We start from the raw sequence: 25547 nt of genomic DNA on the forward strand, positions 1-25547 counted from the left end.
TGGCCGCCATCGCCGACTTGCCGGCGATGGCGGATCAACCGACGACAGCCGCTCAGAAATCCCAGCGCGTGGTCAGCATCAGGTTGCGCGGCTCGCCATAGAAGGTGGTGCCGAAGTTGCCCAGGCCGCTCATGTATTTCTTGTCGAATACGTTGTTGGCGTTGGCCGTGAAGCTCAGGTGCTCGTTGTACTGATAGCGGGTCATCAGGTCGACCAGGGTGTAGCCGCCTTGCTTGAGTGAGGTGGCACCTTCGACGGGGCTGCTGCTCTGGCCGTAGAACGCGCTTTGCCAACTGATGCCGCCACCGACGGTGACCTTGTCCAGCGCACCCGGCAAACGGTACGTGGTGAACGTACGCACCAGGTGTTCCGGTTTGGTGGTGGCCAGCGGATAACCGTAGATGCGCTGCGAATCCTTGTCGCGGGTGCGGGCATAGGTGTAGCCGGCCGACAGGTTCCAGCCATCGGCCAGCTCGCCGGCCAGTTCCAGCTCGATGCCCTTGGTCTTGGCGCCGGGGATGGCTTCGTACACGTCCTGCCCGGTGCCATCGGTGGTGACGTATTGCGCGACGTTTTCCTGTTCGATCTGAAAGTAGGCCAGGCTGGCATTCAGCTTGCCTTCAAGGTAGGCCGCCTTCAGGCCGGTCTCGTAGCTGTTGCCTTCAACCGGCTTCAGGGTGGAGCCCGCCGCATCCTTGTAGGTTTGCGGCTGGTAGATGTTGGTGTAGCTGGCGTAGGCCGAGTAGGTCTCGTTCAGGTCATAGACCACACCGGCGTAAGGCGTGACCACGCCGTGCTCCTTGTAGCTGGTCTGGGTGTCGACCTGACCGGCGCCGGGGTAGTAGCGGTAATCCTCGTTGTACTTGAAGGTGCTGACGCGGGTGCCAAGGATGAACGACAAATCATCGGTCGGGCGCAGGCGTGTGGCCAGGTAGGCACCGTTCTGGCTGGTGGTGCGCTGGTACTTGCCATTCTTGGGGAAATCCGGTTCCGCCACATCGCCGTTCCAGTCGTAGATGCTGCCGGGCACCCCGCCGGCACCGGGGATAAAGCTGTCGAATGTCGCGCCGGTCTGGCGTGCATGGGAGGTCATGAACCCGGCGACCAGTTCGTGCTCGCGCCCGCCCAGGGTGAAGGGGCCGGAGACGTTTACGTCCGCCGTATTCTGCACGCGATGACCTTCCCAGCGACCCCAATAGAACGACATGCCTTCACCGGTTGCCCGGTCGGGAGCGCCGCCGCTGGCAGACGCCAGCCGCGTATCGTGGTCGGTGGTTTTCTGGTTCAGGCTGACCTTGAGTTTCCAGTCGTTGGCCAGGGCCTGTTCCAGCGACGAGAAGTACGTCACGGTGTCGAAGTCGCGGCGGCTCCAGTCGGCGCCCGGGTTGAAACTGCGGGGGAAATCGGTGCGACCACCGTCGGCGAAGTACACGCTGTTGCCGGTCCAGGAAGTGCCCCGTGGCGTGGTGCTGGACTTGTCGATGCCGAAGGTCAGCAAGGTATCGTCCGTCAGGTCGGCTTCAAGAATGCCGTAATACAGGTCCTTCTTCTGGCTGTAATGATCGATGTACGAGTTTTTGTCCTGATACGAGCCGACAAAGCGGCCGCGCACGCTGCCGCTGTCATTCAACGGCCCGGAAATGTCGCCGGTGGTGCGGTAGTTGTCCCAGGAGCCCACCGTGCCGCTGATCGACGCCTTGAATTCCCGGGTCGGTTTCTTGCGGATGAGGTTGACGGTGGCGGCCGGGTCGCCCGAGCCGGTCATCAGGCCGGTCGCACCTTTGATCACTTCGATGCGATCGAGGCTCGCCGCATCATCGCCGTTGTTCGGGTTTTCCCCGTAGACGCCATCGTACGGCTGGTTGACCCCGTCGTACTGGAAGTTGGTGATGGCAAAGCCACGGGCGGAAAACTCGGTACGGTCGCTGTCGTACTTTTGCGTCGAGACGCCGGGGGTATTGCGCAAGGCGTCGCTGACACTCTGCACACCCTGGTCGTCCATCTGCTGACGAGTCACTATGGTGACCGATTGGGGTGTTTCGCGCGGCGACAGGGACAGGCCGGTGGCAGAGGAAGTCGCACCGGTGGTGTAGGAATGGGTGCCCTCGGTGGTCGCGCCCAGGGCCTGGGCGGAAATATTGGTCGCGCCCAGTTGCAGCGCGCCGTCTTCCCCGGTCGCCGTTTTGCTGTTCGCCGTTTCGGCGGCGTGGGCGGTGGAGGCGAGGCTCAGCAGGGCGGCCGGAAGGGCCAGCGCCAGGGGGCGCAGGGCAAAGCGAAAACGCGCGGCGAGAAGGTGCGACATGGAGGTCCCTTTGTATCGGATCGTTCGGAAAGTGAATGCTTCTGAGGGTTAACCGAACGAAAAACGCAAAGGGGAACTGCCGGGGGCGAAAAATCTGTTTTTCCTTCAATTGTTGCTGCGACCGGGCGGGAACTTGGGCGATCTAGGTGAAGCCTTCGCGGGCAAGCCCGCTCCTGCAGGGACGGCGCAGTCAATACAGGAGCGGGCTCGCTCGCGATGACCGATAACCGGGTCTAGCGGTTAGGCACCCGCCACAAGTACCAGGCCGCCACCGTCCGATACGGTCGCCACGCCAGCCCGATTTTCTGCATCTGCTTGGGCGTGGGCTGCACGTCCAGGCCCTTCAGGCGCCGATAGCCCTCACGCACCCCGAAGTCATCGGCCGGCAGAATGTCCATCCGCTCCAGGCTGTAGATCAGCAACATCTCGACGGTCCAGCGCCCGACGCCGCGCAGGGTCACCAGGCGTTCGATCAGCGCTTCATCGTCCATCGCCCGCGCTGTCGCGTAGTCGGGCACCACACCGTCCAGCGTCGCCTGGGCAATGCCTTGGAGGGTGGTGATCTTGCTCGCGGAAAAACCGCAGGCGCGCAGTTGATCGAACGTGGTCGCGAGCATCTGCTCGGGCCCGGGAAAGGTCAGCGCTGGAAACAGCGCCACTAGCCGGCCGATGATCGCGTCCCCGGCCCTGGCATGCAGTTGCTGATAGGCAATCGCCCGCACCAGCGACTCATAGGGGGCGCGGGCCGGGTGCGGCTGGTGCAGGCAGGGGCCGATGGCCGCGATGTGACGGGCCCAGTCGGTGTCGATGCTGGCCAGCCATTCGCTCGCCGGCTGATAAGGATCGGGCAGGGTGCTCAGACGATATTTCCTTTCCGGTTGATTAGAACGCCAGTTGCCGGGTGACTTGCAACGCCGCGTTTTCCAGCCGCAGCAGAAACGCCTTGCGCGCCTGTCCGCCACCGTAACCGGTCAACGAACCGTCGGCGCCGATCACCCGGTGGCAGGGCACAACGATGGAAATGCGATTATGACCGTTGGCCAGGCCCACGGCACGGCTGGCCCCCGGCTTGCCCAACCGTGCGGCGAGGGTGCCGTAGGTGCTGGTCTGGCCGTAGGGGATTTTCAGCAGTTCAGCCCACACCTGCCGGGAAAACTCGCTGCCGGGCAGGTGCAGCGGCACCTCGAACCCGGTCAGTTGGCCGGCAAAATAACGTGCCAGTTCATCCTCGATTTGCTGCAAGTGGGTGTTATGCCCGGGCGCCACCGCATAGCCATGACGGTTTTGCAGGGCTTCGACTTCCCGGGTCAATGCGGGCCGGTCGAGAAACTCCAGCAGCACCAGACCGCGCCGTTCGGCCATGGCAATCATTGGCCCCAGGGGGGTGGTCAGGCGCGTGAACAGCAACGGCTCACTGTTGGCCGCACGGCCGGGTGTGATGTGGAAGGACTTCTGAAAGGCGTCGCGAAAACCGCTCAGGGACTCGTAACCTGAATCGAATGCCGCGCCATCGATGGAGTCGCCCTGTTTGATCCCGCCCAACGCCATGCCCAGGCGTCGGGTGCGCAGCCAGGCATGGAAGGTCATGCCGAAATGCTGCTTGAACCAGCGCCGCAGCTTCAAAGGCTCGATGCCCTCGGCCAGCAGTTGGGCATCGCTCCAGCGCTGGTCGGGCGCGGCATCCACGGCCTTGAGCAGCGCCTGCACCCAGTCTGGCGCGATGGCGGCCGCGTCCAGCGGTTTACAGCGCAGGCAGGCGCGGTAACCGGCGGACAGGCATTCATCGGCATGGGCGAAGAATTCGACGTTCTCCGGCTTGGGCTTGCGCGCCGTACAACTGGGGCGGCAGAAGATGCCGGTGGTTTTGACCGCCGTGAAAAACACCCCCTCGTAGGTGGTGTCGCGCTCGAGCATGGCGCGAACCATCTCGGCGTGGGGCGGAAGCATCGGGTTTTGTAGGTTCATGGGTTGAGCATAAGCCGCGCCGGGGCACGCCTCCACCGGAAAATCGACAGCGAATTTTCCGATCCGGACCGTGCAGGGGGCAGGGCTCTGCCCGCCGTCATTGACCGATCAGTTCGGTGGCCGTGGCGGCCAGTTGATCCCCCACGCGCGATTTCAGGGTTTCGATAAACCGGGTGATCTTGGCATCGACGAACTGGCGCGAGGTGTAGACGGCATACACGTTGCGCTCGTGGGTGTGATAGTCGGGCAGCACACGCACCAGTTTCCCCGAGCGCAGGTCATCAATGGCCGAAAAACCGGCCATCAAGCCGATACCGGCGCCTTGCTGCACGGCGAACGACATGGCGTCCATGTCGTTCACGCTGAAACTTGGGCCGGTGGGAACATACGTCGCTTTGCCGTTGCGACCCTCGAGCTGCCATTCATCGCGCACGTAATCGACGGTGCCCAGCAACAGGCACTGGTGGTCCCTGAGATCTTCCGGCTCCCGGGGCGCGGGATGCCGGGCCAGGTACTCGGGGGAGGCGACCAGCACGCAATGGCTGACGCCGATCTTCTGGCTGACATAAGCCGAATCGGGCAGGGTCCGGGCAATCAGGATCGACACGTCCAACTGGTCTTCCAGCAGGTTCGGCATCCGCTGGGACAGCATCAGGTCGACGGTGACCTGCGGATGTGCCGTGCGGTATTCAAGTACCGCGCCGGTCACCAGTTGCCGCGCCAGGCCCGGAACGCAATGCACCCGCAGCGTGCCCCGTGGTTCAAGCAGCGCATTGCGCGCTTCGGCTTCGGCGTTATCCAGGTCGGCCAGGATCGCCGTACAGCGGTCGTAAAAGCGTCGGCCCGCATCGGTGACCGACAGGCGTCGGGTCGAGCGTTGCAGCAGACGGGTGTCCAGCATCTGTTCGAGCGCGGACACCGAGCGGGATACGTTGCCGACGGTCGAGTCGAGATGGTTGGCCACCGCCGTGAAGCTGCCCATCTCCACGACTTTTACGTACACCGACATATTCGAAAGCTTGTCCATCGCTACCTGCCCAAGGCTGCATTGATCGCACGGGTTGTGAGAATCCGCGGGTATTTAAAGGCGATCTTCCCTCTGAGCACAACAATCATTCCCTCCAGGACCGCTAAATCAACAGAGCCTTCCTCCATAGACTGGATTGCACGGGCCGCCTGAGCCGGCACCGACCCTGACAACCCAATGAAGGTCTCCTGTATGAACACGCCCTATGACTCGCTTTACCTTTTCATCGGCGGTGAATGGATCGGCGCTGAAGGCCGCAATACGGCTGCGGTCGTCAATCCGGCCACTGAAAACCAAATCGGACGGGTGCCGCTGGCCACCGCTGGCGATCTGGATCACGCCCTGGAAGTGGCGCAACGCAGTTTCGACGTCTGGCGCAAGACCGTGCCTGACCAGCGCGCCAAAGTGTTGAAGCGCGCCGCCGACCTGATTCTGGAGCGTGTACCGCACATTGCTGCGCAGATGACGCTCGAAGAGGGCAAGCCGATTGGCGAGGCCATGGACGAAGTCACCCGGGCCGCCGAGTATTTCGAGTGGTTTGCCGAAAGCGCTCGCCGCATCGATGGTCGTGTCGTGCCGAGCAACCGCCCGGGTGTCCTGCAACTGGTCAAGCGCCAGGCGATCGGCCCGGTGGCGGCGTTCACGCCCTGGAACTTCCCGGCCATTACCCCGGCCCGCAAGTTGTCGGCGGCCCTGGCGGCCGGGTGCAGCGTGATTCTCAAGCCTGGCGAAGAAAGCCCTTCCACGGCGCTGGCGCTTGCCCGTGCGCTGGACGATGCGGGCTTGCCCAAAGGCGTTCTGCAAGTGGTGTTCGGCGTACCGGATCAGGTGTCCAGTCACCTGATCGCGTCTTCGGTCATTCGCAAGGTGACGTTTACCGGTTCCGTACCGATCGGCCGCCTGCTGTCGGCCAGGGCCGCCGAAGGCGTCAAGCCGATCACCCTGGAACTGGGCGGTCACGGGCCGGTGCTGGTGTTTGCCGATGCCGACATCAGGAAGGCCGCCGTGGAAGGCGTCGCCAACCGCTTCCGTGGCACGGGTCAGGTGTGTATCTCGTCAACCCGGTTCCTGATCCAGCGCGGTGCCTACGAGTCCTTTGTCGAGCATTTTGTCGAGGCCACGAACGCACTGCGCATCGGTAACGGCCTGCACCCTCACACCCAGGTCGGTCCCCTGGCCAACCCACGGCAACTGGCCAAGATGCAGGAGCTGGTGGATGACGCCGTCGCCAAGGGCGCACGGGTGCTGGCCGGTGGCGAACGCCTGCCGGGGCAGGGCTACTTCTTCGCGCCGACCGTCTTGGCGGAGGTGCCGATGGACGCTCGGGTCATGCACGAAGAACCCTTCGGCCCCATCGCCATCCTGATGCCGTTCGAGGGGCTGGCAGACGGCCTGGCCGAGGCCAATCGCCTGCCTTACGGGCTGTCGGCCTATGCCTTCACCAGCAACGCCCGCACCGCCATCGACGTTGCCGACGGGCTGGAGGCCGGCATGATCGGCATCAACCAATACCGCATCGTCGCCACTGAACTGCCCTTCGGCGGCCTGAAGGAGAGCGGTCACGGCTCCGAGGGCGGCATTGAAGGTATCGAACACTACCTGACCCACAAATTCATCAGCCAGATCTGAGGACACCCACATGTCAGCCATCAATTTCAGCAGCCCTCGCGAAGCCGCCAGGGCGTTCACTCCCAAGCTCTCGCAGTTCGTCGACTCGACGCTGTACCCGCAGATCTGGAGCGATCCGGCACTGTCGACGCGCGACCGCAGCCTGATCACCGTCGCCGCGCTGATTGCCGGCGGGCACTCCGAAGAATTGCCTGCGCACTTGCGCCGTGCCGTCAGCAATGGCGTCACCCTGAACGAAATCTCTGCAGCGATCACTCACCTGGCGTTCTACGCCGGTTTCCCCGCCGCCATCACCGCGTCGGCCATCGCCAACGCCACACTCAATGCACCGGAGGCCAATCAGTGATGAAAGCCATTACCTTTGCCGCCTTTGGCGACGCCGATGTCCTTGAACTGACGGACGTTGCCGCCCCGCAAGTGCGTCCCACCGACCTGCTGGTGCGTGTGTATGCCGCCGGCGTCAATCGAGCGGACCTGACCCATCGCACCGGTGGCTACGGCCACCCCAATTTCGGCGACTCGCTGATCATCGGCCTGGAGATCGCTGGCGAAGTGATCGAAAAGGGCAGCGCCGTCACGGGCTACGAAATCGGGGATCGCGTGATGGGCGTTGTCGGGGGTGGCGCTTATGCCGAGCTGGCGCGCGTCGATTACCGCATGGCCATGCCGATTCCCGCTGAGCTGGACTACGTGCATGCGGCGGCGATTCCCGAGGTGTTCGTCACCGCTCATGAAGCGATGATGCACCTGGCGCGACTCAAGGCCGGTGACTCGGTATTGATCCACGCCGCCGCAGGCGGTGTCGGCTCCGCCGCCGTGCAACTGGCCTACGCCACGGGCGCCACCGTATACGCGACCACCGAGGGCAGCAAGATCTCCCGTGTCGAGCACCTGGGGGCGGATGTGGCCATCGACTACAAGGCTGAGGATTTCGCCGAGGTCATCGCGAGCAAAACCAATGGGCGTGGTGTCGACGCGATCATCGACTTCGTCGGCGAACCTTATTTCGCCCGCAACCTCGCGTCCCTGGCCAACGGCGGCCGGCTGGTCCAGGTAGGGATTCTCGGTGGCGGCGGCCACGTGGCGCTGAAGCTGGAGGACATCCTGTACCGCCACCTGCAAATCATCGGCACGGTGATGAAGTCCCGTACCCAGCCGGAGAAACACGCCATGATCAAGCGCTTCCGCGAGCACTGGCTGGATCGCTTCGAAGGCGGTGGCAGCCTGGAGCCGGTGGTCGACAGCACGTACCCGCTTTCGCGTGCCGCCGATGCCCATCGCAAAATGGAGTCGGCGCAAAACGTCGGCAAGATCATCCTGACGATGCAGCCTCAGGACCTGGTTTAGGCGTGGCGCAAGGTGCCCTCGGATCCCGGGGGCACTGGCGTATTCCGCACGGGAATACGTCCATGAAAATCATCCATTTCATTTATAGCGGCGGATCTCGTAGCGTAGCGGGCTCATGCATATGGAGATGACCGCCGTGAACCATTCCCCGCTGCGCCTGTACGTAGACGCCCAATTCACCAGCCCTTATGCCCTGTCGGCATTCGTGGTGCTTCGCGAAAAGGGCATCGATTTCGAGATCAAGACACTGGACCTCGATGCCAGCGAAAACCAGACCGTGGATTACGCCAACCTGTCATTGACCCGGCGCGTGCCGACGCTGGTGCAGGGCGACTTCGCGCTGTCCGAATCCTCGGCGATCACCGAGTACCTGGAAGAGGTATTCCCCCAGGTGCCGGTCTATCCTCAAGACCCCCGGCAGCGCGCAAAGGCACGGCAAGTCCAGGCCTGGTTGCGCAGCGACCTGCTGCCGATTCGCCAGGAGCGGTCCACCCTGGTGGTGTTTTACGGACAGACATACGGCCCGTTGTCGGCGTCTGCCGAATCCGCCGCGAACAAACTGATCGACGCCGCGCAAGCGCTGCTGGCCGGCAACCGCGAGTACCTGTTCGGTGAGTGGTCGATTGCCGACGTCGACCTGGCCGTGATGCTCAACCGGCTTATTCTCAATGGGGACACGGTGCCAACTGCGCTGGTGGCGTATGCAAAGCGCCAGTGGCAGAGGCCTTCGGTGCAGGAATGGGTGGGGTTGCAGCGGCCTGCACTCTGATCGGAACGTCAGCCGGAACGCCATCGCCGAAGTCAGTCAGCCGACTGTCCGACTGAGCAAGCTCGGCCTGATGTTCGACTAAAGTTGCTTTATCTGCGCAACTTCGGCGCAGATATCTCGCGCACCGAGGTTGGAGGCAGAGCATGAGACCCTGCAAAACACTCCTGATCACAATGATCGCGGCAAGCCTGTGTGGCTGCACCCATTCATCCAGCCAATCGGTGAATCTCGCGCTGAAGGGGATCCACAGAAATGCGGGTCAGATTGGCCGGGTCACCCTCACCGACGTGAATAATCAGACCAATCTGAATTTCTACATCACGGGTGTGCCGACTGGCACCCTGTTGCCGCCCCGGGTGTTTACCTTCATCCACAAGGGCAGTTGCCAGCAACCGGGCGCGATGGCGTACGCCTTGAATGATCAGGTCAACACCAAAAGCAATGCGGGCACCAAGGGCTGGGGCTTTTACCGAAGTGCGCCAGTGCCGCTGGCGACCTTGCTGGCCAGCCCACATTCCATCGTCCTGCGCAGTGCGCCCTCGGATGGCGATGCCGATATCTTTTGCGGCGATATCGCAGCCCCCACCCGCAACTGATCGCCAACCTGCAGGACTCGATCTTTTGTGGGCGCGAGCCTGCTCGCGAAGGTCGTCAACGAAAACGCTGCTCGCCTGACACCCCGCAGTGGGGTGTTGCTCAATCTGTTAGTGTGGGCGGCCGAACTGGCAACCGTCACCTGCGCATGAACCACCGCCCCAGCCTCCATCCCGTTACTGTCACCGACATCCCCGAAGTCCTGGCCTTCACTCTCCAGGCCCGCACCGAGCTGTTTCCCAAACTCAGCGCTGCCGGCATGCCGGCGGACCTGGAACATTTCGAAGCCGTCTACCTTCACGGGGATGGCCGGTTCCTGGTCGCGCGGTTCGAGGGACAAATGGTCGCGGCGGTGGGCTACCGGCCTTACGACGGGCGCTTTCCTCAATTGAAATACCAGGGTGTGAAAGTGGTGGAGGTGGTCCGCCTGTTCGTGCTGCCGCCGTTCCGTCGCAGCGGTTTGGCGGCCGAGTTGTACCGCGCCCTGACCGCGCTGGCGCAAGCCGATGGCGTCGAGGTGGTCTACCTGCACACCCATCCGTTTCTACCCGGCGCGATCGACTTCTGGGTTCGCCAGGGTTTCGAGATCATCGACATCGAAGCCGACCCGGTCTGGCAAACCACCCACATGCAGCAGCGCGTTATCAGGTAGAGCGCAAGCGCAAGATCGGCGCACCGTCGAACGGGTCCGTCAGGTAGTGCGCCTGCACGCCAAAGGTGTCTTGCAAACATTGCGGCGTCAGCACCTCCAGGGGCTTGCCGAGTGCCACCAGCCGACTCCGATCCAGCACGGCCAGACGGTCACAGCTCAACGCCTGATTGAGGTCATGCAAGGCGATCAGGGTGGTCACCGGCAAAGACTGCACCCCCTTCAGGATCGCCAGTTGATGTTGGATATCCAGGTGATTGGTCGGCTCGTCCAGCAACAGGATCTGCGGGCGTTGGGCGAGGGCCCGTGCGATGTGCACGCGCTGGCGCTCACCTCCGGAGAGGCTGCGCCAGGTGCGTTGGCGCAGGTGCGTGGCATCGACGTCCTGCAAAGCCTGGCGCACGATGGCGTCATCGTCGTCCGACCACGGGCTCAAGGCTGACAGCCAGGGCGTACGGCCCAGCGCCACGGCATCGAACACCCGAATGGCTTCGTCCGTGTCGGCCTGTTGTTCCACCACCGCCAGTTGCTGCGCGATGCTGCGGCGCGACAGTTCCGCCAGGCGCCTGCCGCTCAGGCGGACCTCGCCGGTAGCCGGCGTGCGCAAGCCGGCAAGCAGCTTGAGCAGGGTCGACTTGCCCGAGCCGTTCGGCCCGACGATGCCGAGGGTTTCGCCCGCTTGGACGTCCAGGTGAATATCGATGAGCAATTCGGCTTCGCGCACTCGGAAGCCCAGGCCGGAACAACTCAAAACGCTCATCGGGCATTCCTCCGCCCAATCAGGATCAGCGCAAACACCGGCGCGCCCACCAAAGCAGTGATCACCCCCACCGGAATCACCTGGCCCTTGATCAAGGTCCGTGACAACACGTCCGCCGCAATCAGAAACAGCGCACCGCCCAGGGCACTGGCCGGCAACAACCGCGAATGCCCGGTGCCGAGCATCAGGCGTGCGGCATGGGGAATCACCAGCCCGACAAACCCGATGGAGCCGACGATCGACACCATCACCGCCGTCACCAGTGCAGCACAGCCGATCAACACCAACTGCACCCGGCGCACCGCAATCCCCAGCGACGCTGCCGAGTCGGCGCCAAAGGTAAACGCATCCAACGCCCGCCGATGCCACAGACACACGACCAGCCCAGCGACGGCCACCGGCACCGCCAGCCACACCGACGGCCAGCGCACGCCACTGAGGTTGCCCAGCAACCAGAACAGAATGCCCCGCGCCTGTTCGGAACTGGCCGACTTGGTGATGAGAAACGCCGTCAGGGCATTGAACAATTGCGAGCCGGCGATGCCCGCCAGAATGATCTGACCGGTGCCGTTGGCAGACCCGCTGACCCGCGCCAACACCACCACCAGCGCAAACGCGGCCATGGCCCCGACAAATGCCCCGGCCGACAGTGTCAGCAACCCGGCCCCGACACCGAGCAATGCCACCAGCACCGCGCCGGTGGAGGCGCCGGCACTGATCCCCAGCAAATACGGGTCGGCCAAGGGGTTGCGCAGCAACGACTGCAGGATCACCCCGCAGGTCGCCAGCCCGGCTCCGCAGGCGGCGGCCACCAGGGCGCGGGTCAGGCGGTAGTTCCAGACGATGCCTTCATCGATAGGGTTGAGCGTGTAACCCGCGCCCCACACTTTGTTAGCCAGCACCTGGAACACCACGCCCGGATCGATGCGTGTTTCACCGATGGCCACCCCGGCGAGCACCGCCATCAACAGCAGCAGCAACGCCAGCAGGGTGCGAATCAGGCGGGCGGTCATTTCGGCAGGTCGTAGCCGTCGATGGCGCTGGCCAGTTGTTCGAGGCCATCGAACATCCGCGCGCTGGCCTGCAGGGCCATGGCGTCGAGAATGATGATGCGGTTGTGCTTCACTGCGTCCATGTTGCGGGTGACCGGGTCGTTGCGCAGGAACGCCAGTTTCTTCTCATGGTCATCGGCCGGGAAACGGCGACGGTCCATGCGTGCAATCACCAGGAAGGTCGGGTTGGCCTTGGCAATGGTTTCCCAGCCCACGGTCGGCCATTCCTCATCGGACTCCACCACGTTGCGGATACCCAAGGTGCCAAGCATGAAATCCGGAATGCCCTTGTGCCCGGCCACGAACGGATCGACGTGCAGGTCGGTGCTGGAGAACCACACCAGCGCACTGGCCTGCTTCACGCCTTTTTCCTGGACCTTGACCACGGAGGCGGCCAGTTTGCCCTTGAGCTGCGCGACCCACTGTTCGCCGCGCGCCTGCACGTCGAAAATCTGCGCCAGTTGCTCGATGCTCTTGTAGATCGTGTCGATGCGGAACGGCTCCAGTCGCGTGCCGTCAGCGCCCACCAGGTTGTCCTTGCCTTCACAGTCGGACGGCAGCAGGTAGGTCGGAATCTTCAACTCGTGAAACTGCTCGCGGGTGCCCACCGCGCCTTGCGGCCCGACCATCCACTCGAATTCCACGGTCACCAGCTCCGGACGCTTGCCGATCACCGCTTCAAAACTCGGCTCGTTGTTCGCCAGGCGTTCGATTTTGTCGTTTTGCGTCTTGTATGCCGGCAACACATCGTTGAACCACAGCGAAGTCGCAACCACCTTGTCGCCCAGGCCCAAGCCGTAGAGCATTTCGGTGCCGGCCTGGCCGATGGTCACGGTGCGGGTGGGCGCCTGCGGGAAGGTGAGGGGGCTGCCGCAGTTATCGACGGTCAGCGGGTACTGGGTCGGGGCAGCGTGCGCCAGGGCACACAGGCCCAGACTGGTGAACAGCGCGGCAAGGCGGGGCAACAGCATGATGCAATCTCCATGTGGACCGTACTTGAAACGGGCGCGGTACGGGTCTGGAAACACACCATCGAACGCTGCGGTATAAGCAGGGCAAGGCCGGTCGGCAAAGGATGTCCTCCCCGGACACCCCGCCGGTTAGTGATTCAGCTGGCCGGCAGGTCTCCTGACTGATGCGTCGTCGCCGTGCTCCGGCCTTCCCGGATCTGATCCAGTGGCCATCGAGGAGCAGGCTCAGCACCTACAGTTGCGGGGGCAGTTTCGATTGACGCCATATACGGCGTTTCGAATTCCCTGTTAGTCCCGTTCGGGAACCGGCGGCGTATGGTAGTCGATCAGGCGGCCGAGGGGGAGCGTGGATTTTACGCCGGACGCTGGTGAACTTTTTGCGGGTCGCCACGCGTCCAAGTTTCAAATAACCCCAGACAGGAAGCGACCATGACCTACACCTTTTTCATCTTTCTCCTGGCCAGCGCGGCGGCCGCCAGCACCGGCATGTTCTTCAAGCCGGGTGAATGGTACCGATCGCTGGTCAAACCGAGCTTCACACCGCCCGACTGGTTGTTTCCGGTCGCCTGGACGATCATCTACCTGCTGCTTGCCTGGGCGGGCTACCGACTGACCCTGATCCCCGGCAGTCAGGAAGTGCTGGCATTGTGGGCGGCGCAGATTGCGCTCAACACCCTGTGGACGCCGGTCTTCTTCGGTGCGCAACGCGTGTTCGCGGGGATGGTGATTCTGGTGCTGCTGTGGCTGGTGGTCGCGGCCATGGTAGTGCTGGCTCTGCGCCTGGACGTGATCACCGGGCTGATCCTGTTCCCTTATCTGGTGTGGCTGTGCGTCGCTGCCGCACTCAACTTTGCCATCCTGCGCAACAACCCGCGATAGTTTGTTGATCGATGTAAGAACTGAAGTGCCCGGGACGTGATTTATCCGCGTCCCTGAAACTGGCCGTGATCGTTGGCAACCCGAGTCAGCCGGGGCCTTACGTGGTCAGGGGCAAAGTGCCTGACGGCTTGAAGCTCATGCCGCACACGCATCCGGAAGATCGCATCTACACCGTGATTTCCGGTGTGTTCTACATCGGCCAGGTGAGTCTGTCCGGCCCTGTTCGCCAATGCTGGCGAGCAGGGCCGGCACGATCAGGCGCGCAGTGAGGAAAACGGCAGGCGAGTCGACTTGAAGAACTCGCACATCCGGGCCGTCAGACCGGTAGCCGCTGAATCGCGACGTTGGCTGACGATCATCCGGCCGATTTCAAAGCCCAGCACGATCGCATCTTCGCGCGATACAAACAGAAGCGAGGGCGTCTCCCGCGCATCCCTGATTTCTTCGCCATCCAGCCAGATGGAAATTGTGCTGGTGTGATGCGTTTGCACACTGCCGGTAATGCTCGGGTTTGCAGTCGCAGGGCAGAAGGTTTCGACGATGATATCGTGGCCCAGGTAAGTCTCTTTCTGGATAACGGTTGCGAGCTTCGCGGTCATTCGTGCTTTCCATAGCGTTGGAACAATTCAAGGGCGTCAAGATACTGGAAAATCTGTGCAGTGCCAAATTGATATCACTGCGGATCCTGCGTTGGCAATATCAAGCAAAACAAATCGGAATCAGCTCCTGTGTTACCTCTGTGGAAGCGAGCCCGCTCGCGATGAGCGTAAACGCGTTCTTCCTGGCAAGAAGGCACATGGATTGTTCCCACTGGGTGAGTACGACCCTGTCCTGCGTGACTCAACCGGATCCAACTGATCCAGCGTCCGATTGAACGCCAGCTCGGCCAGCATGATTGACGAAAAATACAGGCAATGTCAGCGCTTTGAGCCTGGATGGTCAGTAGCGGTAACCGACATTGACCATGACCGCGGCGCCGCCCAGGACGACCAGCTCGGCACCCACGGGGCCGTAATAGGTGCCAACGGCGGGAATGATCACCGGCGCGACGCCCAGGTTGTTCAGTGGAATCCGGTCCTTGTATTTGCCTTTGTACCCGTGGAGCAGCCCGCCACTGAGCTTGACGTAGACCGGATACTCCTCGGCGACCCAGCGATGGCCGTAGTACGCGTAGTAGGAGCGCTGATCGAAGGAGTTTTTGAAGGTCGCGCCTCCCCACAGCGAACCATCAGCCCGGTTGCGTTCGACGCTGATCAGCTTTTGACGGTTGTTGTGGTCGGGGTCGCTTTTCCAGTGTTTGGTGTAGGCACTCGTCTGGAAATACCAGAAGTCGCCATTCATGGCGAAGGTGCCCGGGCTGATGAAGAGCGTGCCAAGCAAAAGCAGTAGAGGTTTCATTGATCACCGTTTTTCTGCGGCCAAGGGTGGGGATGCCGAGAAATCTTGCCATCGAAAAGGGGGATCAACCGGCTGTTTGATTTACCGGGTATTGCTGCCGGGCACAGATGGAAATGGTTTGTAATAAGTTGATTTATTTGGAAAAATTCTTCGCGCCCGCCACGCACAGAATCACCGCCACAGTTACGGCCACCATCCCCGGGCTGACCTGCTCATGCAGCAGTCCCGCCGCCAGCGCCAAGCCAAAGAATGGCTGCAGCAGTTGCAGTTGTCCCACCGCCGCGATCCCGCCCTGAGCCAGCCCGCGATACCAGAACACAAAGCCGATCAGCATGCTGAACAGCGACACGTAACCCAGGCTGAACCACGCCGGCAGGCTGATCCCGCTGAACGAGGCGGGCGCGCGCCAGGCGCTCAGCAGTGCCATAGCCGGTAACGACAACACCAGCGCCCAGCAAATCACCTGCCAGCCACCCAGTGTGCGCGACAGCTTTGCCCCTTCGGCATAACCCAGGCCGCAGGCGAGGATGGCCAGCAGCATGAGGATGTCGCCCAGGGGAGAGGCCGTCACGCCCTGGGCGAGCGCGTAGCCCGACACCAGCAGGCTGCCCAGCACGGAGAACAGCCAGAACGCCGGGCGCGGCCGCTCGCCGCCGCGTATCACGCCGAACACGGCGGTGGCCAGCGGCAGCAGGCCGACGAAGACGATCGAATGCGCGGAGGTCACGTATTGCAGGGCCAACGCCGTCAGCAGCGGGAAGCCGACCACCACGCCGAGGGCGACAATGAGCAGCGGCAGCAGTTGATTGCGCGTTGGGCGTTGTTGCTTGAACAGGCTCAGCAGGCACAGCGCGAGCACGCCGGCGAGGGTGGCGCGGATGACGGTGAGGAACACTGGGTCGAATTCCAGCACCGCGACGCGGGTCGCCGGCAGTGAGCCGCTGAAAATGATGACGCCGATCAGGCCATTGAGCCAGCCCGCAGACTTCTCTTGGGGCTGGGTATTCAGGTGCGTTGCTCGGTTCATGGCGTTCACTCGACGGAGGATGCGGCGAAGGATGTATTGCACCCATCGTATGAGCGAGTGAGCAAGACAATCAAAAAATTGTCATGAATACATCCACTGTACCGTCGGCTGTGCTGAACTTGATACGAGCCGTTTCAGCGTTTCATTCAGAAAAAATTCCGAATACGTACGGGTTCTGAACGCCGTGCTCCGTTGAGTCGACGGCCGCGAGAAAGCGGGCTTTGTCGGGCTGACTCTGCAAGTCATGCAAATGGCTACGCTTGTCATGCACAAAGATTCCATCATTGCCAAAATCCGGATCGAGGCGACCGTCTGGCATCAGGCGCAGCCAATAGGTGCTACTGCCAGCATCGGCAACGCCACCCGCGACCAGTTTGCCATCGGGTTGCACGGCAACGGCTTCGCAAGTGGAAGACGTGGAAGAGGGGATCGGCACGTGCAGCGTTTGACCATTGTTGAATCCGGGATCGAAAGCGCCGCCCGCGGTCAATCTTGAAAAACACGCGGATTCAGCCCCGGCGCCCGCGCAAATGATGGTCCCTCGCGCCACAGCCATTGTGAGCAGCGTATTGTTGCTGTCCGATTCCCAATATCCGCCTTGCCCAAAGGAAGGATCCAGGCTGCCGTCAGGAGATAGCCGGACGACCGCTTTGTTGGGTGGCGTCGGACCAGTTTGCCGGACAGTCCCACCGATCAGTATGTTGCCATCCTCAGCAACTGCCACCGCCGATCCTAGCAATGCTTTGCCGTTGACCTGGATCTCGACGAAACCTTGTTCGCCGAACTCATGATCGAGTCCACCACTTGGCAGCAGACGATAAAGCTCGGCTTTCTGCGCTCCGGTGGCGCCGACGGCCCTGCTGATCAACACCAGTATCTTCCCGTCTGCTTGCACGGCTCCCGAGGAGGCAAACAGCTCTACGCCGGGAATGAATTGGTTGCCGAAGATCAGGTCCGGGCTGCCACTGGGATTGAATCTCGTCAAAGCCGTCTGCTTGTCGATACCTCTCAGGACGTAACCCAGCAGAAGGATTTTTCCATCCGATTGCAGAAACAATTTTGCGGGAGCGGAATTCAGCCCAGTGGAAAAGGACCATTTGCTGACGCCGTTCTGTCCAAACTGATGATCCAGTGCGCCGTCCGCGAGAATGCGATAAAGCCAGACTTGCGGCGCTACCCAGATAGCCAGGATAAAGCCACCCGATCCGTCAGCAACGATGGCTTTGATCGATCCCCCGTCACTGGGAACCGCAAACACGCCGTTATTGGCAAATGCAGGGTCGAATTCGCCAGGTTGTACCCATTCATTCGGCAGTTTGGTCGTTGTCATGGTCAGCGTCCTTGAAAAAGTTGATCCAGCCCGACGGACTATCTCGCCTTCGTCTGCGCGTTAAACCTGTGATAAATGACAGTTCGATTGGCTCTGGAGGTCAGAAGCGTGTCTTTAGCGGCCAGCAACCGTTGAACGTTCGAGAGATATCCTGTGGCCGTGCTGGACAGATCGCGTAGCAGACGAGTATCAAGACAATCTCTCAATTGTTCTGGATTGATGAACCCATGCCTCGCCTGCGCTACAAATCACTGGTCGACACCTTCGCGGCGGACATTCGTTCAGGTCGCCTCGCGCCCGGCACGCGCCTGCCGACTCACCGGCAGCTCGCCGCCGAACACGGGTTGGCGCTGGTCACCGCCAGCCGGGTGTATGCCGAGCTGGAGACGATGGGATTGGTCAGTGGCGAAACGGGACGGGGCACGTTCGTGCGGGAGATCTCGCTGCCGGCCGGTCAGGGCGTCAGCCAGCATGTGGTGGCGGTGGGCATGGCCGATCTCAATTTCAACTACCCGTCGTTGCCGGGGCAGGCCGATCTGTTGCGCACGGCGTTGCGCCAACTGGCGTTGTCCGGTGACCTCGAAGCCCATCTGCGTTACCAGCCCCATGGCGGGCGTTTGCATGAGCGGGCATCGATTGCCCGGCACCTGCTGTCACGCGGCCTGAACCTGACAGCCGAGCAGGTCCTGATCGTCAGCGGCGCGCAGCATGGCCTGGCCGTGGCGATGATGGCGTTGCTCAAGCCGGGGGATGTGATTGCGGCGGATGCCTTGACCTATACCGGTTTCAAGGTGCTGGCCGAGTCGCTGCATCTGGAGATTGTGCCGATTCCGGTCACGGAGAACGGGCCGGACCTGGCGGCGCTCGAGGCGCTGTGCCGGCGGCGTTCGGTGCGGGCGGTCTACACCATGCCGACGCTGCACAACCCCTGCGGGTGGGTGATGGATGTGTCGTGGCGGGGGCGTCTGGTGGCGATTGCGCGCCAGCATGATCTGTTGATTATCGAAGACGCGGCCTATGCGTTTCTGGTGGAGGAGGCGCCGGTGCCGGTGGCCGAGCTGGCGCCGGAGCGGACGGTGTATGTGTCGGGGTTCTCGAAGAATGTCGCCACGGGGCTGCGTGTGGGATTTGTGGCGGCGCCGCTGGACAAGGTGCCAGCCCTGGAACGGGTGATTCGGGCCACGACCTGGAACACCCCCGGCGTGATGACCGCCATAGCCTGCGGCTGGATCGACGATGGGACGGTCAGCCAGCTCGAGGTGCAAAAGCGGGCGGATGCCCAGGCGCGCCAGACGCTGGCCGCTGAGGTGCTGAAGGGACTGCGTTGCATGACCCACCCTTTTTCGTATTTTCTCTGGTTGCCGCTGGGCGAAGACGCGCGGGCGGACCAGATTGCGGTGGCGTTGATGCAGGAGCAGGTGGCGGTGTCCACGGCTGAGCCGTTTGCCACGTCGGTGCATGTGCCGCATGCGATCCGGCTGGCGTTGGGGTCGGTGGACATGGATTCATTGCGCGAGGCGCTGATCAAAGTGAAACGGGTGGTCGGCGCGTATTCCTGAGGCATGCCGCCGCTCCCACAAAAAGGGCTTCGGTGCTCGGACATTTTCTGTGAGCGTGGGCATTGGGTAGTTTTCTTCAATACGACAATCAGCGGGCTCTTTACCTTGAGCCCCTGGTTCAACTGAAGGGAAGAAAACAACAATGAGTCTGATCATGTCGATGGCCGCGTTCGCCCTGGTGGCGTCGATCACGCCGGGGCCGGTGAATATCGTGGCGTTGAGTTCCGGGGCGCAGTTCGGCTTTCGCGCCAGTCAGCGGCACGTGGCCGGAGCGACCCTGGGCTTTGTACTGCTGCTGGTGTTGATGGGGCTGGGGTTGCATGAGGTGTTGCAGCAATGGCCGCAGCTGACACGGATCGTGCAACTGGCCGGGGTGGCGTTTCTGTTGTTCATGGCGTGGAAACTGGCGGCGGACAACGGTCAGCTCGATGCGAAGGATTCGGCACGGGCGCCGTCGATGGTGTACGGCGCGGTGATGCAATGGCTCAATCCCAAGGCCTGGCTGGCCTGTGTGGCGGGCATGGGCGCGTTTGTCGCCGATGGCGAGGCGCGATTGATCTGGCAGTTTGCGGCGGTGTACCTGGTGATCTGTTACCTATCTGTCGGTTGCTGGGCGTATGCCGGTACCTTCCTGCGCGGTTACCTGAACAACCCGGCGGGCATGCGCTTGTTCAATCGGGTCATGGCGCTGCTGCTGGCCTTGAGCGCAGCGTACCTGTTATTGCCTTAGCCGCGATACTGCCCTGGTGTCGCCGCCAGATGCTGTTTGAACGCGCGCTGGAAATGCGCCTGGTCGGCGAACCCGGCTTCCAGCGCGACGTCGGCGATCAGTTGGCCGCTGCGCAGGCGCTCGCGGGCAAACTGGATGCGTCGATTGACCAGAAAGGCGTGGGGCGTCATGCCGTAATGCTGTTTGAACGCGCGGATCAGGTACGACGGCGACAACTGCGCCGCCTCGCAGATGTCTTCGAGCTTGAGCAGACGGGTGCAGTTGTCACGGATGAAGTCGGCTGCGCGCTCGAGTTTGAAGTTCGGTTCGCGTCCAGGCTGATCACCGGGGTTGAGGCGTTGCTGAACCTCGGTGAAAAACTCGACCGCAGCGCTCTGCTTGCGCAGCACATCCTGCTGGTGGTCAACGAGGATGTCGTACAGGGCGGCCAGGCCGCTAAACAGGCCGGCGTCCTCGGTGTGGGTGATGGCGAAGCGACGAAACGCCAGGTCGTGGCTGAACCCGAGCTGATGCTGCAAATCGGTCAGCCAGGCCGTGTCGACATACAACATCAGGTAAGACCAGGGTTGGTCGTTGATCGGGTTGCACGCATGGACATCGCCGGGGTTCATCAGCACCACCGTGCCGGCGGCGACCTCAAACGACGATTGCTCATGCAGGTAGGTACTGCGCCCGGCGGTGATCGCGCCGATGGAAAAGTGCTCGTGGGAATGCCGGGTGTAGCAGACCTCGCGGCCGTCGGCGATGGCCCGGGCCTCGATGAAGGGCAGGGCGTCGTCGCGCCAGAAGCGCGGGGCCTTGTCGGTGTTTTTGGCGGTGGGCTTCATCGTCGGTGTCCTCGGCAGATCCGTTGTGCAGTGTAAGCGCTCTGCGACCCATTGCCGATCAGAAATCCCAGCGGGTAGTCAGTTGCAGGCTGCGGGGTTCGCCGTAGAACCCGGTGCCGAAGTTGCCCAGGCCGGTGTAATAAGTCCTGTCGAACAGGTTCTTGACGTTGAGTGTGGTGCTCAAGTGGTCGTTGAAGCGGTAGCGCACCATGGTGTCGACCAGGGCGTAACTGTGCTGGGTGATCTTCGAAGGCTGGCCGCCATTGACCGGGTCGTTCGGGTCGGGCTGCAATACGTTGCCGAAGAACTCGCTCTGCCAGTTCACGCCCGCGCCGACCGTGAGTTTTTCCAGGGCCCCGGACAAGCGATAGGTGCTGAACAGCCGCACCATCTGCTGCGGCGCGGTGGTTTGCAGGATCGCGCCATAGACGTAATCGCCCTGGGCATCGCGGGTGTGGTTATAGCTGTAGCCGGCCGACAGGTTCCAGCCATCGCGCACTTCGCCGGCCAGCTCCAGCTCAAAGCCCTTGGTGACCGCACCTTGCACGGCGCGGTACACCGATTCGCTGTCGACGCCGCTGACGTATTCGGCGAGGTTGTCCTGCTCGATGCGGAACACGGCGAAGCTGGCGTTCAGGCGCCCGCCAAAATACTCGGCCTTGATCCCGGCCTCGTAGCTGTTGCCTTGCACCGGGTCGAGCAGCTTGCGTTCGGCGTCCTTGCTCATCTGCGGTTGATAGATCCGCGTGTAACTGCTGTACAGCGAGTAGCGGTCATCCAGGTCGTAGACCAACCCGGCGTAGGGCGTGACCACACCGGTTTGCCGGTAGCGGTCGTGCAGGTCCGGGGTCGCGGGGTCGATATAGTCGATGTCATCGTCGGCACTGAACTGGCTGACGCGGGTGCCAAGGATCAGCGCAAGGTCGTCGCTCGGCTTGAGTCGGGTGGCGACATAAAGGCCGGTCTGGCGCCGCACGATGTCGTTGTCACCCACCTTGGGGATGTCCGGTTTCGCATACTCGCCGTTCCAGTCCTCGATGCTTTCGCCCACCGGGGGGTAGATCGAGCCATGCACCGGGATGTCCTGGCGGGTGCTGATCGACATGAATCCGGCGATCAATTGATGCTCGCGGCCCAGCCAGTTGAAAGGGCCGCTGAAGTTGAGGTCGAGGTTGTCCTGCAACTGATCGCCCTTGAACTTGCCCATGTACATGAACATCCCCTCGCCAGTAGCCGGATCCGGGTTGCCGCCGCTGGCCGAGGCGAGGAAGGTGTCGTGCTGGCGGTGCTTGCGGTCGTAGCTGACCTTGAGCGCCCAGTCCTGGGCCAGTTGCTGCTGGACCGAGGCGAACAGCGTCTGGTTGTCGAAGTCGCGGCGGCTCCAGTCGGTGGCGGGGTTGAACGAGCGGGAAAAGTGCGTGCGCGAACCGTCGCTGTCGTACATCGGGAAACCGGTCCAGCTGGCGCCACGGGAGCGGGTGTTCTGCTGGTCGATACCGAGGGTCAGCAAGGTGCCCGGTGTCAGGTCGGCCTCCAGGATGCCGTAACCGATGTCCCGGGTATTGCGGTAGTGATCCATATAGGCGCCACGGTCTTGATAGGCACCGACGAAGCGTCCGCGCAGGTTGCCGCTGTCGGTCAGGGGGCCTGCGATGTCGGCGGTGCTGCGCTCATTGTCCCAGGAACCGACGGCACCGCTGACCGAGGCCTGGAAAGCACGGGTGGGGCGCTTGCGGATCAGGTTGACAGTGGCCGACGGGTCGCCTGAACCGGTCATCAGGCCGGTGGCGCCCTTGATGATCTCAACGCGGTCGAAGGTCACCATGTCGGTGCTGGTGGTGCCGTAGTCATAGACGCCGTCGTAGTCGGTGTTGACGCCGTCGTACTGGAAGTTGGTGATCGGCAGGCCACGGCTGGAAAACTCCCAGCGTTCGCTGTCGTAGTTCTGCACGCTGATACCGGGCACGCGGCGCAACGCGTCGGCGATGCTGGTGGAGCCCTGATCGTCGAGCTGCTGGCGGGTGATGACCGTCACCGATTGCGGCGTTTCCCGCAGGGACAAGGGCAGGCCGGTGGCCGAGGACGTCGAGCCGGTGGTGTAGGCGTGGGTGTTTTCGGTGATGGTGCCCAGTGCCTGGGCGGCAATGTGGGTCGCGTCCAGTTCCAGGAGACTTTCCTGCGCGACTTTCAGAACATAGCCACGATGGCCCTGGGGGTGCGCTTGCAGGCCGCTGCCCTGGAGCAGACGTTGCAAACCCTGTTGCTCGGTGAATTCGCCAGTGAGGCCGGGGCTGCGCTTGTCACTGGCGAGGTCGTTGTGGCCGGCGAGGAAGATGCCGGCTTGTTCGGCGAAGCTGTTCAGTACGCTAATCAGCGAACCGGGCGCGATGGCGTAGTAGCGCGCCTGACTGCCGGTGTGTACAGCCGGGGTCTGAGCGTTGGCCGGTGTTGACGCGAGGCTCAGGGCGAGCGGTATGGCCAGGGTGAGCAGACGCAAGGAGGTGAAGGCAGTGCGCAAAAAAGGTTTCCCTGCCGGTCGGCGATTCAAGGGCTTCACAGGGTTAACCGAACGAGAAGGGTAAAAGGGAACTGCGCTGCCGTTTTTTTTGCCGGGTCATCGTGACGCTCGGGCCGATACGCCTCAAGCGGGACCGACGCTGACCCACCAGGACAGGGTTTTCTCCACGCGAATCGGCAACGCGGCTTCCAGCAGGCTCAACGCCTGATCGGTGTCCTTGAGCGGGAACGAACCCATCACCGGCAGCCCGGCAATCGTCGGATCGCACGCCAGGTGTCCATGTCGATAGCGACTCAACTCCTCGATCAACTCGCCCAGCGGCAAGTTGTCCGCCAGCAACACGCCCCGGCGCCAGGCTTCGCGACCCGCCGCTGCTTCGGTGGAAGCAGGCGTGTGATCTTCCGTGAACGCCAGTTGGCGTCCCGCTTCGACCACTTGCATTTGCCCCCGGTCGGTACGCACCTCCACCGCGCCTTCATAGACGTTGAGCAAAGTCTGCCGTTGTTGCTGACGCACGCTGAAGCGCGTGCCCAGGGCGCGCAGCCGGCCTTGGGCGGTTTGCACCAGGAAAGGTCGGCTGCTGTCTTTGGCAGTGTCGATCAACACTTCCCCGGCGCTTAACAGCAACAGTCGTTGCTGGGTGTCGAAGCGTACGTTCAAGGCGCTCAGGGCATTGAGCCAGAGGCGGCTGCCATCGCTGAGCAGGCTTTCGCGGGTCTCGCCGGTGCCGGTCGAGAGGTCGGCGGTCCAGCGGCCGAAAGCGTCCGGGAGCGACGTTTCGCGCCAGGCATTCCAGCCCAGCAGGCCACCCGAAGCGAGGATAAGCAAACTCTTGACCGTTTGCCGACGGCTGATCGGCGAGCGTGCAGTGTTGCGCAGCACCGAACCGGCGGCCTGATGGTCATCCTGCAGCGCGGCAAAACGCTGGCCGACGCGCTCGACATAACGCCAGGCCGCCTGATGATCGCCACTCTGCGCCAGCCAGGCTTGCCAGCGCTGGCGTTCCTGCTCGCCGACCTGCTGATCGTTGAGCTGCACGTACCATTGCGCCGCCTGCTCGAGGCTGGCGTGGTTGATGCTGTTGGCGGAAGTGGTCGGGGAGGGCATGTGCTTACTCGATCAGCAGGCCGTCGAGCTCGGCCTCGAGCATCGCGCAATGCATCAGCGCCTGGGCCAGGTACTTCTTCACCATGCGCTCGCATACCCCGATTTGCTCGGCGATGTGCTTGTACGGCAGGCCGTGCAATTGGGCGAGGATTAAGGCGTCGCGCACCCGTTGGGGCAGGCGCTGCAGCATAGCGTCCACTTCGTAGAGAGTTTCAACGATGATCGCCCGCTGTTCCGGAGAAGGTTGCACCGCCTGCGGACGTGCGGCCAGGGTCTCCAGCCACGCTTGTTCGAGCTGTCGCCGACGCCAGTGATCGATGCACAGACCGCGGGCGATGGTGGCGAGGTAGGAGCGCTCGCGGGTTTCGCTGTCGAAAATCTGTGGGCGCTTGAGCACCCGGATGAAGGTGTCATGGGCCAGGTCGGCAGCATCAAACGCATTGCTCAAGCGCCGGCGCAGCAGCTCGTGCAGCCAGCGGTGATGAGTGACGTAGAGGTTCTGTACACTGGAAGAGTCGGCAACCATCATCGTAAGCACGTGTCCCTGGGCGACGAGCGCCTCGGTGCAAATAAGAATTGGTCGCGATTAAAGCAAAAGCCTTGAAGGTGCGCAAATGATATCGATTTGCTTTTGGGTGGGACGATGGCAGTTGTGGTCAATATGACTTGGGAAGCTGTCATTTTGACTTGCCTTTGGCGGGGTCAAATTGACCCGTTATGTCCTAAGTGATTGATTTTAATGGACGGTGAACCTGGCACGAATGGTGAAATAACCCACGTACAACTGGTCTGATTCAGGAGTACGAAAAATGTTCGCCTACTTCAACAATCCACATAAAGTTCTGCACCTGTCGAGCGAAGTCCTGATCGCGGGGCTGGCAATGTTGCTGGTGGGGATCTACGGCGCCTACCTCTACAGCGGGCACCTGTCGATCGTGGTCCAGGTCGCGCTGCACGCCATGACCATCGTCGGCCCGACCCTGATCAAGATCGGCTACGTCATGCGCCTGCTGTCGCAACATCGGCTGGGCAAAGGCCTGACCAGCCAAGTCGCTGCGTAAGCCTGATCTGCACCGGCCCTGTGGGAGCGAGCCTGCTCGCGATGAA

Annotated in this window: 26 protein-coding genes and 1 riboswitch; of the genes, 11 read left to right on the forward strand and 15 right to left on the reverse strand. The window is 62.4% G+C overall.

Going from position 1 to position 25547, the window contains the following annotated elements; genetic code table 11:
- Positions 1 to 52 precede the first annotated feature (52 nt).
- The 4 genes from ACM6IM_RS04585 to ACM6IM_RS04600 form a co-directional block, all read right to left on the reverse strand.
- Positions 53 to 2302 (reverse strand): TonB-dependent siderophore receptor, encoded by a 2250-nt coding sequence (locus ACM6IM_RS04585; protein ID WP_414864327.1) that lies wholly within the window; start codon positions 2300 to 2302, stop codon positions 53 to 55.
- 233 nt (positions 2303 to 2535) lie between these two features.
- Positions 2536 to 3153: a DNA-3-methyladenine glycosylase family protein gene (locus ACM6IM_RS04590; RefSeq protein WP_414864830.1), complete on the reverse strand. Its 618-nt coding sequence runs from the start codon at positions 3151 to 3153 to the stop codon at positions 2536 to 2538.
- 31 nt (positions 3154 to 3184) lie between these two features.
- Entirely contained in the window at positions 3185 to 4267 is a 1083-nt protein-coding gene (locus tag ACM6IM_RS04595) for a bifunctional transcriptional activator/DNA repair enzyme AdaA (RefSeq protein ID WP_414864328.1), read from the reverse strand.
- A 97-nt stretch (positions 4268 to 4364) separates the two neighbouring features.
- Complete coding sequence (locus ACM6IM_RS04600) at positions 4365 to 5294, reverse strand: LysR family transcriptional regulator (RefSeq protein ID WP_192303052.1); 930 nt, start codon at positions 5292 to 5294, stop codon at positions 4365 to 4367.
- A 192-nt stretch (positions 5295 to 5486) separates the two neighbouring features.
- On the opposite strand from ACM6IM_RS04600, the gene ACM6IM_RS04605 reads away from it, so the two are divergent.
- From ACM6IM_RS04605 to ACM6IM_RS04630, 6 genes are all read left to right on the forward strand, one after another.
- Positions 5487 to 6923 carry an NAD-dependent succinate-semialdehyde dehydrogenase gene (locus tag ACM6IM_RS04605; RefSeq protein ID WP_414864329.1) on the forward strand — a complete coding sequence of 479 codons (1437 nt, stop codon included), beginning with the start codon at positions 5487 to 5489 and terminating at the stop codon, positions 6921 to 6923.
- Positions 6924 to 6933: 10 nt separating this feature from the next.
- Entirely contained in the window at positions 6934 to 7269 is a 336-nt protein-coding gene (locus ACM6IM_RS04610) for a carboxymuconolactone decarboxylase family protein (protein WP_414864330.1), read from the forward strand.
- Positions 7269 to 8270, forward strand: coding sequence for an NAD(P)H-quinone oxidoreductase (locus tag ACM6IM_RS04615; protein WP_414864331.1), 1002 nt, complete (start codon positions 7269 to 7271; stop codon positions 8268 to 8270). The genes ACM6IM_RS04610 and ACM6IM_RS04615 overlap by 1 nt, the downstream gene beginning before the upstream one ends.
- A 136-nt stretch (positions 8271 to 8406) precedes the next feature.
- Positions 8407 to 9039: a glutathione transferase gene (gene yfcF / locus ACM6IM_RS04620; protein WP_201189966.1), complete on the forward strand. Its 633-nt coding sequence runs from the start codon at positions 8407 to 8409 to the stop codon at positions 9037 to 9039.
- Positions 9040 to 9182: 143 nt separating this feature from the next.
- Positions 9183 to 9635, forward strand: a complete 453-nt coding sequence (locus ACM6IM_RS04625; protein ID WP_414864332.1) for a hypothetical protein — start codon at positions 9183 to 9185, stop codon at positions 9633 to 9635.
- 146 nt (positions 9636 to 9781) lie between these two features.
- The gene (locus ACM6IM_RS04630; RefSeq protein ID WP_414864333.1) at positions 9782 to 10285 is read left to right on the forward strand and encodes a GNAT family N-acetyltransferase; all 504 of its coding nucleotides are present in this window, start codon (positions 9782 to 9784) and stop codon (positions 10283 to 10285) included.
- On the opposite strand, the gene ACM6IM_RS04635 is transcribed toward ACM6IM_RS04630, so the two are convergent.
- From ACM6IM_RS04635 to ACM6IM_RS04645, 3 genes are read right to left on the reverse strand one after another with little or no spacing between them, the layout of a single operon-like run.
- A complete protein-coding gene (locus ACM6IM_RS04635; RefSeq protein WP_414864334.1) occupies positions 10278 to 11042 on the reverse strand; it encodes an ABC transporter ATP-binding protein in 765 nt (254 codons plus the stop codon). The genes ACM6IM_RS04630 and ACM6IM_RS04635 overlap by 8 nt on opposite strands.
- Positions 11039 to 12043 (reverse strand): FecCD family ABC transporter permease, encoded by a 1005-nt coding sequence (locus ACM6IM_RS04640; RefSeq protein WP_414864831.1) that lies wholly within the window; start codon positions 12041 to 12043, stop codon positions 11039 to 11041. The genes ACM6IM_RS04635 and ACM6IM_RS04640 overlap by 4 nt, the downstream gene beginning before the upstream one ends.
- 8 nt (positions 12044 to 12051) lie before the next feature.
- Positions 12052 to 13065 carry an ABC transporter substrate-binding protein gene (locus tag ACM6IM_RS04645; protein WP_414864335.1) on the reverse strand — a complete coding sequence of 338 codons (1014 nt, stop codon included), beginning with the start codon at positions 13063 to 13065 and terminating at the stop codon, positions 12052 to 12054.
- A gap of 129 nt (positions 13066 to 13194) precedes the next feature.
- Positions 13195 to 13390, reverse strand: a riboswitch (cobalamin riboswitch).
- 104 nt (positions 13391 to 13494) lie between these two features.
- Here ACM6IM_RS04645 and tspO point away from each other — a divergent pair.
- Both tspO and ACM6IM_RS04655 read left to right on the forward strand, forming a co-directional pair.
- On the forward strand, positions 13495 to 13944 hold the full coding sequence (tspO, locus tag ACM6IM_RS04650; RefSeq protein WP_192303033.1) for a tryptophan-rich sensory protein TspO: 450 nt from the start codon (positions 13495 to 13497) through the stop codon (positions 13942 to 13944).
- Positions 13945 to 14009: 65 nt separating this feature from the next.
- Positions 14010 to 14213, forward strand: a complete 204-nt coding sequence (locus ACM6IM_RS04655) for a cupin domain-containing protein (protein ID WP_414864336.1) — start codon at positions 14010 to 14012, stop codon at positions 14211 to 14213.
- On the opposite strand, the gene ACM6IM_RS04660 is transcribed toward ACM6IM_RS04655, so the two are convergent.
- The 4 genes from ACM6IM_RS04660 to ACM6IM_RS04675 form a co-directional block, all read right to left on the reverse strand.
- Positions 14199 to 14543, reverse strand: coding sequence for a hypothetical protein (locus ACM6IM_RS04660; protein WP_414864337.1), 345 nt, complete (start codon positions 14541 to 14543; stop codon positions 14199 to 14201). The genes ACM6IM_RS04655 and ACM6IM_RS04660 overlap by 15 nt on opposite strands.
- Before the next feature lie 340 nt (positions 14544 to 14883).
- The gene (locus ACM6IM_RS04665) at positions 14884 to 15342 is read right to left on the reverse strand and encodes a sn-glycerol-3-phosphate transporter (RefSeq protein WP_414864338.1); all 459 of its coding nucleotides are present in this window, start codon (positions 15340 to 15342) and stop codon (positions 14884 to 14886) included.
- 133 nt (positions 15343 to 15475) lie between these two features.
- Positions 15476 to 16369 (reverse strand): DMT family transporter, encoded by an 894-nt coding sequence (locus ACM6IM_RS04670; RefSeq protein WP_414864339.1) that lies wholly within the window; start codon positions 16367 to 16369, stop codon positions 15476 to 15478.
- Between the two features lie 142 nt (positions 16370 to 16511).
- A complete protein-coding gene (locus ACM6IM_RS04675; protein WP_201189949.1) occupies positions 16512 to 17699 on the reverse strand; it encodes a hypothetical protein in 1188 nt (395 codons plus the stop codon).
- 227 nt (positions 17700 to 17926) lie between these two features.
- On the opposite strand from ACM6IM_RS04675, the gene ACM6IM_RS04680 reads away from it, so the two are divergent.
- Complete coding sequence (locus tag ACM6IM_RS04680) at positions 17927 to 19258, forward strand: PLP-dependent aminotransferase family protein (protein WP_414864340.1); 1332 nt, start codon at positions 17927 to 17929, stop codon at positions 19256 to 19258.
- 142 nt (positions 19259 to 19400) lie between these two features.
- The gene (locus tag ACM6IM_RS04685) at positions 19401 to 19988 is read left to right on the forward strand and encodes a LysE family translocator (RefSeq protein WP_414864341.1); all 588 of its coding nucleotides are present in this window, start codon (positions 19401 to 19403) and stop codon (positions 19986 to 19988) included.
- Here the strand turns inward: ACM6IM_RS04685 and ACM6IM_RS04690 are convergent.
- The 4 genes from ACM6IM_RS04690 to ACM6IM_RS04705 form a co-directional block, all read right to left on the reverse strand.
- Positions 19985 to 20815 (reverse strand): AraC family transcriptional regulator, encoded by an 831-nt coding sequence (locus tag ACM6IM_RS04690; protein ID WP_414864342.1) that lies wholly within the window; start codon positions 20813 to 20815, stop codon positions 19985 to 19987. The genes ACM6IM_RS04685 and ACM6IM_RS04690 overlap by 4 nt on opposite strands.
- A gap of 58 nt (positions 20816 to 20873) precedes the next feature.
- Positions 20874 to 23279 (reverse strand): TonB-dependent siderophore receptor, encoded by a 2406-nt coding sequence (locus tag ACM6IM_RS04695; RefSeq protein ID WP_414864832.1) that lies wholly within the window; start codon positions 23277 to 23279, stop codon positions 20874 to 20876.
- A 177-nt stretch (positions 23280 to 23456) separates the two neighbouring features.
- Entirely contained in the window at positions 23457 to 24440 is a 984-nt protein-coding gene (locus tag ACM6IM_RS04700) for a FecR domain-containing protein (protein WP_414864343.1), read from the reverse strand.
- A gap of 4 nt (positions 24441 to 24444) precedes the next feature.
- The gene (locus tag ACM6IM_RS04705) at positions 24445 to 24969 is read right to left on the reverse strand and encodes a sigma-70 family RNA polymerase sigma factor (RefSeq protein ID WP_414864344.1); all 525 of its coding nucleotides are present in this window, start codon (positions 24967 to 24969) and stop codon (positions 24445 to 24447) included.
- Positions 24970 to 25249: 280 nt separating this feature from the next.
- On the opposite strand from ACM6IM_RS04705, the gene ACM6IM_RS04710 reads away from it, so the two are divergent.
- Positions 25250 to 25501, forward strand: a complete 252-nt coding sequence (locus ACM6IM_RS04710; protein WP_414864345.1) for a transmembrane sensor/regulator PpyR — start codon at positions 25250 to 25252, stop codon at positions 25499 to 25501.
- The last annotated feature ends 46 nt before the right edge of the window (positions 25502 to 25547 follow it).

This window comes from Pseudomonas sp. IT-P12 (genome assembly GCF_949767465.1).
In the GTDB taxonomy this organism is placed as follows: Bacteria; Pseudomonadota; Gammaproteobacteria; order Pseudomonadales; family Pseudomonadaceae; genus Aquipseudomonas.

Excerpts from the sequence above, each read along its gene's own strand:
- ACM6IM_RS04585 (WP_414864327.1), bottom strand. The coding sequence starts at position 2,302 with ATGTCGCACCTTCTCGCCGCGCGTTTTCGCTTTGCCCTGCGCCCCCTG.
- ACM6IM_RS04595 (WP_414864328.1), bottom strand. The coding sequence starts at position 4,267 with ATGAACCTACAAAACCCGATGCTTCCGCCCCACGCCGAGATGGTTCGC.
- ACM6IM_RS04600 (WP_192303052.1), bottom strand. The coding sequence starts at position 5,294 with ATGGACAAGCTTTCGAATATGTCGGTGTACGTAAAAGTCGTGGAGATG.
- ACM6IM_RS04605 (WP_414864329.1), top strand. The coding sequence starts at position 5,487 with ATGAACACGCCCTATGACTCGCTTTACCTTTTCATCGGCGGTGAATGG.
- ACM6IM_RS04610 (WP_414864330.1), top strand. The coding sequence starts at position 6,934 with ATGTCAGCCATCAATTTCAGCAGCCCTCGCGAAGCCGCCAGGGCGTTC.
- ACM6IM_RS04615 (WP_414864331.1), top strand. The coding sequence starts at position 7,269 with ATGAAAGCCATTACCTTTGCCGCCTTTGGCGACGCCGATGTCCTTGAA.
- ACM6IM_RS04625 (WP_414864332.1), top strand. The coding sequence starts at position 9,183 with ATGAGACCCTGCAAAACACTCCTGATCACAATGATCGCGGCAAGCCTG.
- ACM6IM_RS04630 (WP_414864333.1), top strand. The coding sequence starts at position 9,782 with ATGAACCACCGCCCCAGCCTCCATCCCGTTACTGTCACCGACATCCCC.
- ACM6IM_RS04635 (WP_414864334.1), bottom strand. The coding sequence starts at position 11,042 with ATGAGCGTTTTGAGTTGTTCCGGCCTGGGCTTCCGAGTGCGCGAAGCC.
- ACM6IM_RS04645 (WP_414864335.1), bottom strand. The coding sequence starts at position 13,065 with ATGCTGTTGCCCCGCCTTGCCGCGCTGTTCACCAGTCTGGGCCTGTGT.
- tspO (WP_192303033.1), top strand. The coding sequence starts at position 13,495 with ATGACCTACACCTTTTTCATCTTTCTCCTGGCCAGCGCGGCGGCCGCC.
- ACM6IM_RS04660 (WP_414864337.1), bottom strand. The coding sequence starts at position 14,543 with ATGACCGCGAAGCTCGCAACCGTTATCCAGAAAGAGACTTACCTGGGC.
- ACM6IM_RS04665 (WP_414864338.1), bottom strand. The coding sequence starts at position 15,342 with ATGAAACCTCTACTGCTTTTGCTTGGCACGCTCTTCATCAGCCCGGGC.
- ACM6IM_RS04670 (WP_414864339.1), bottom strand. The coding sequence starts at position 16,369 with ATGAACCGAGCAACGCACCTGAATACCCAGCCCCAAGAGAAGTCTGCG.
- ACM6IM_RS04675 (WP_201189949.1), bottom strand. The coding sequence starts at position 17,699 with ATGACAACGACCAAACTGCCGAATGAATGGGTACAACCTGGCGAATTC.
- ACM6IM_RS04680 (WP_414864340.1), top strand. The coding sequence starts at position 17,927 with ATGCCTCGCCTGCGCTACAAATCACTGGTCGACACCTTCGCGGCGGAC.
- ACM6IM_RS04685 (WP_414864341.1), top strand. The coding sequence starts at position 19,401 with ATGAGTCTGATCATGTCGATGGCCGCGTTCGCCCTGGTGGCGTCGATC.
- ACM6IM_RS04690 (WP_414864342.1), bottom strand. The coding sequence starts at position 20,815 with ATGAAGCCCACCGCCAAAAACACCGACAAGGCCCCGCGCTTCTGGCGC.
- ACM6IM_RS04700 (WP_414864343.1), bottom strand. The coding sequence starts at position 24,440 with ATGCCCTCCCCGACCACTTCCGCCAACAGCATCAACCACGCCAGCCTC.
- ACM6IM_RS04705 (WP_414864344.1), bottom strand. The coding sequence starts at position 24,969 with ATGATGGTTGCCGACTCTTCCAGTGTACAGAACCTCTACGTCACTCAT.
- ACM6IM_RS04710 (WP_414864345.1), top strand. The coding sequence starts at position 25,250 with ATGTTCGCCTACTTCAACAATCCACATAAAGTTCTGCACCTGTCGAGC.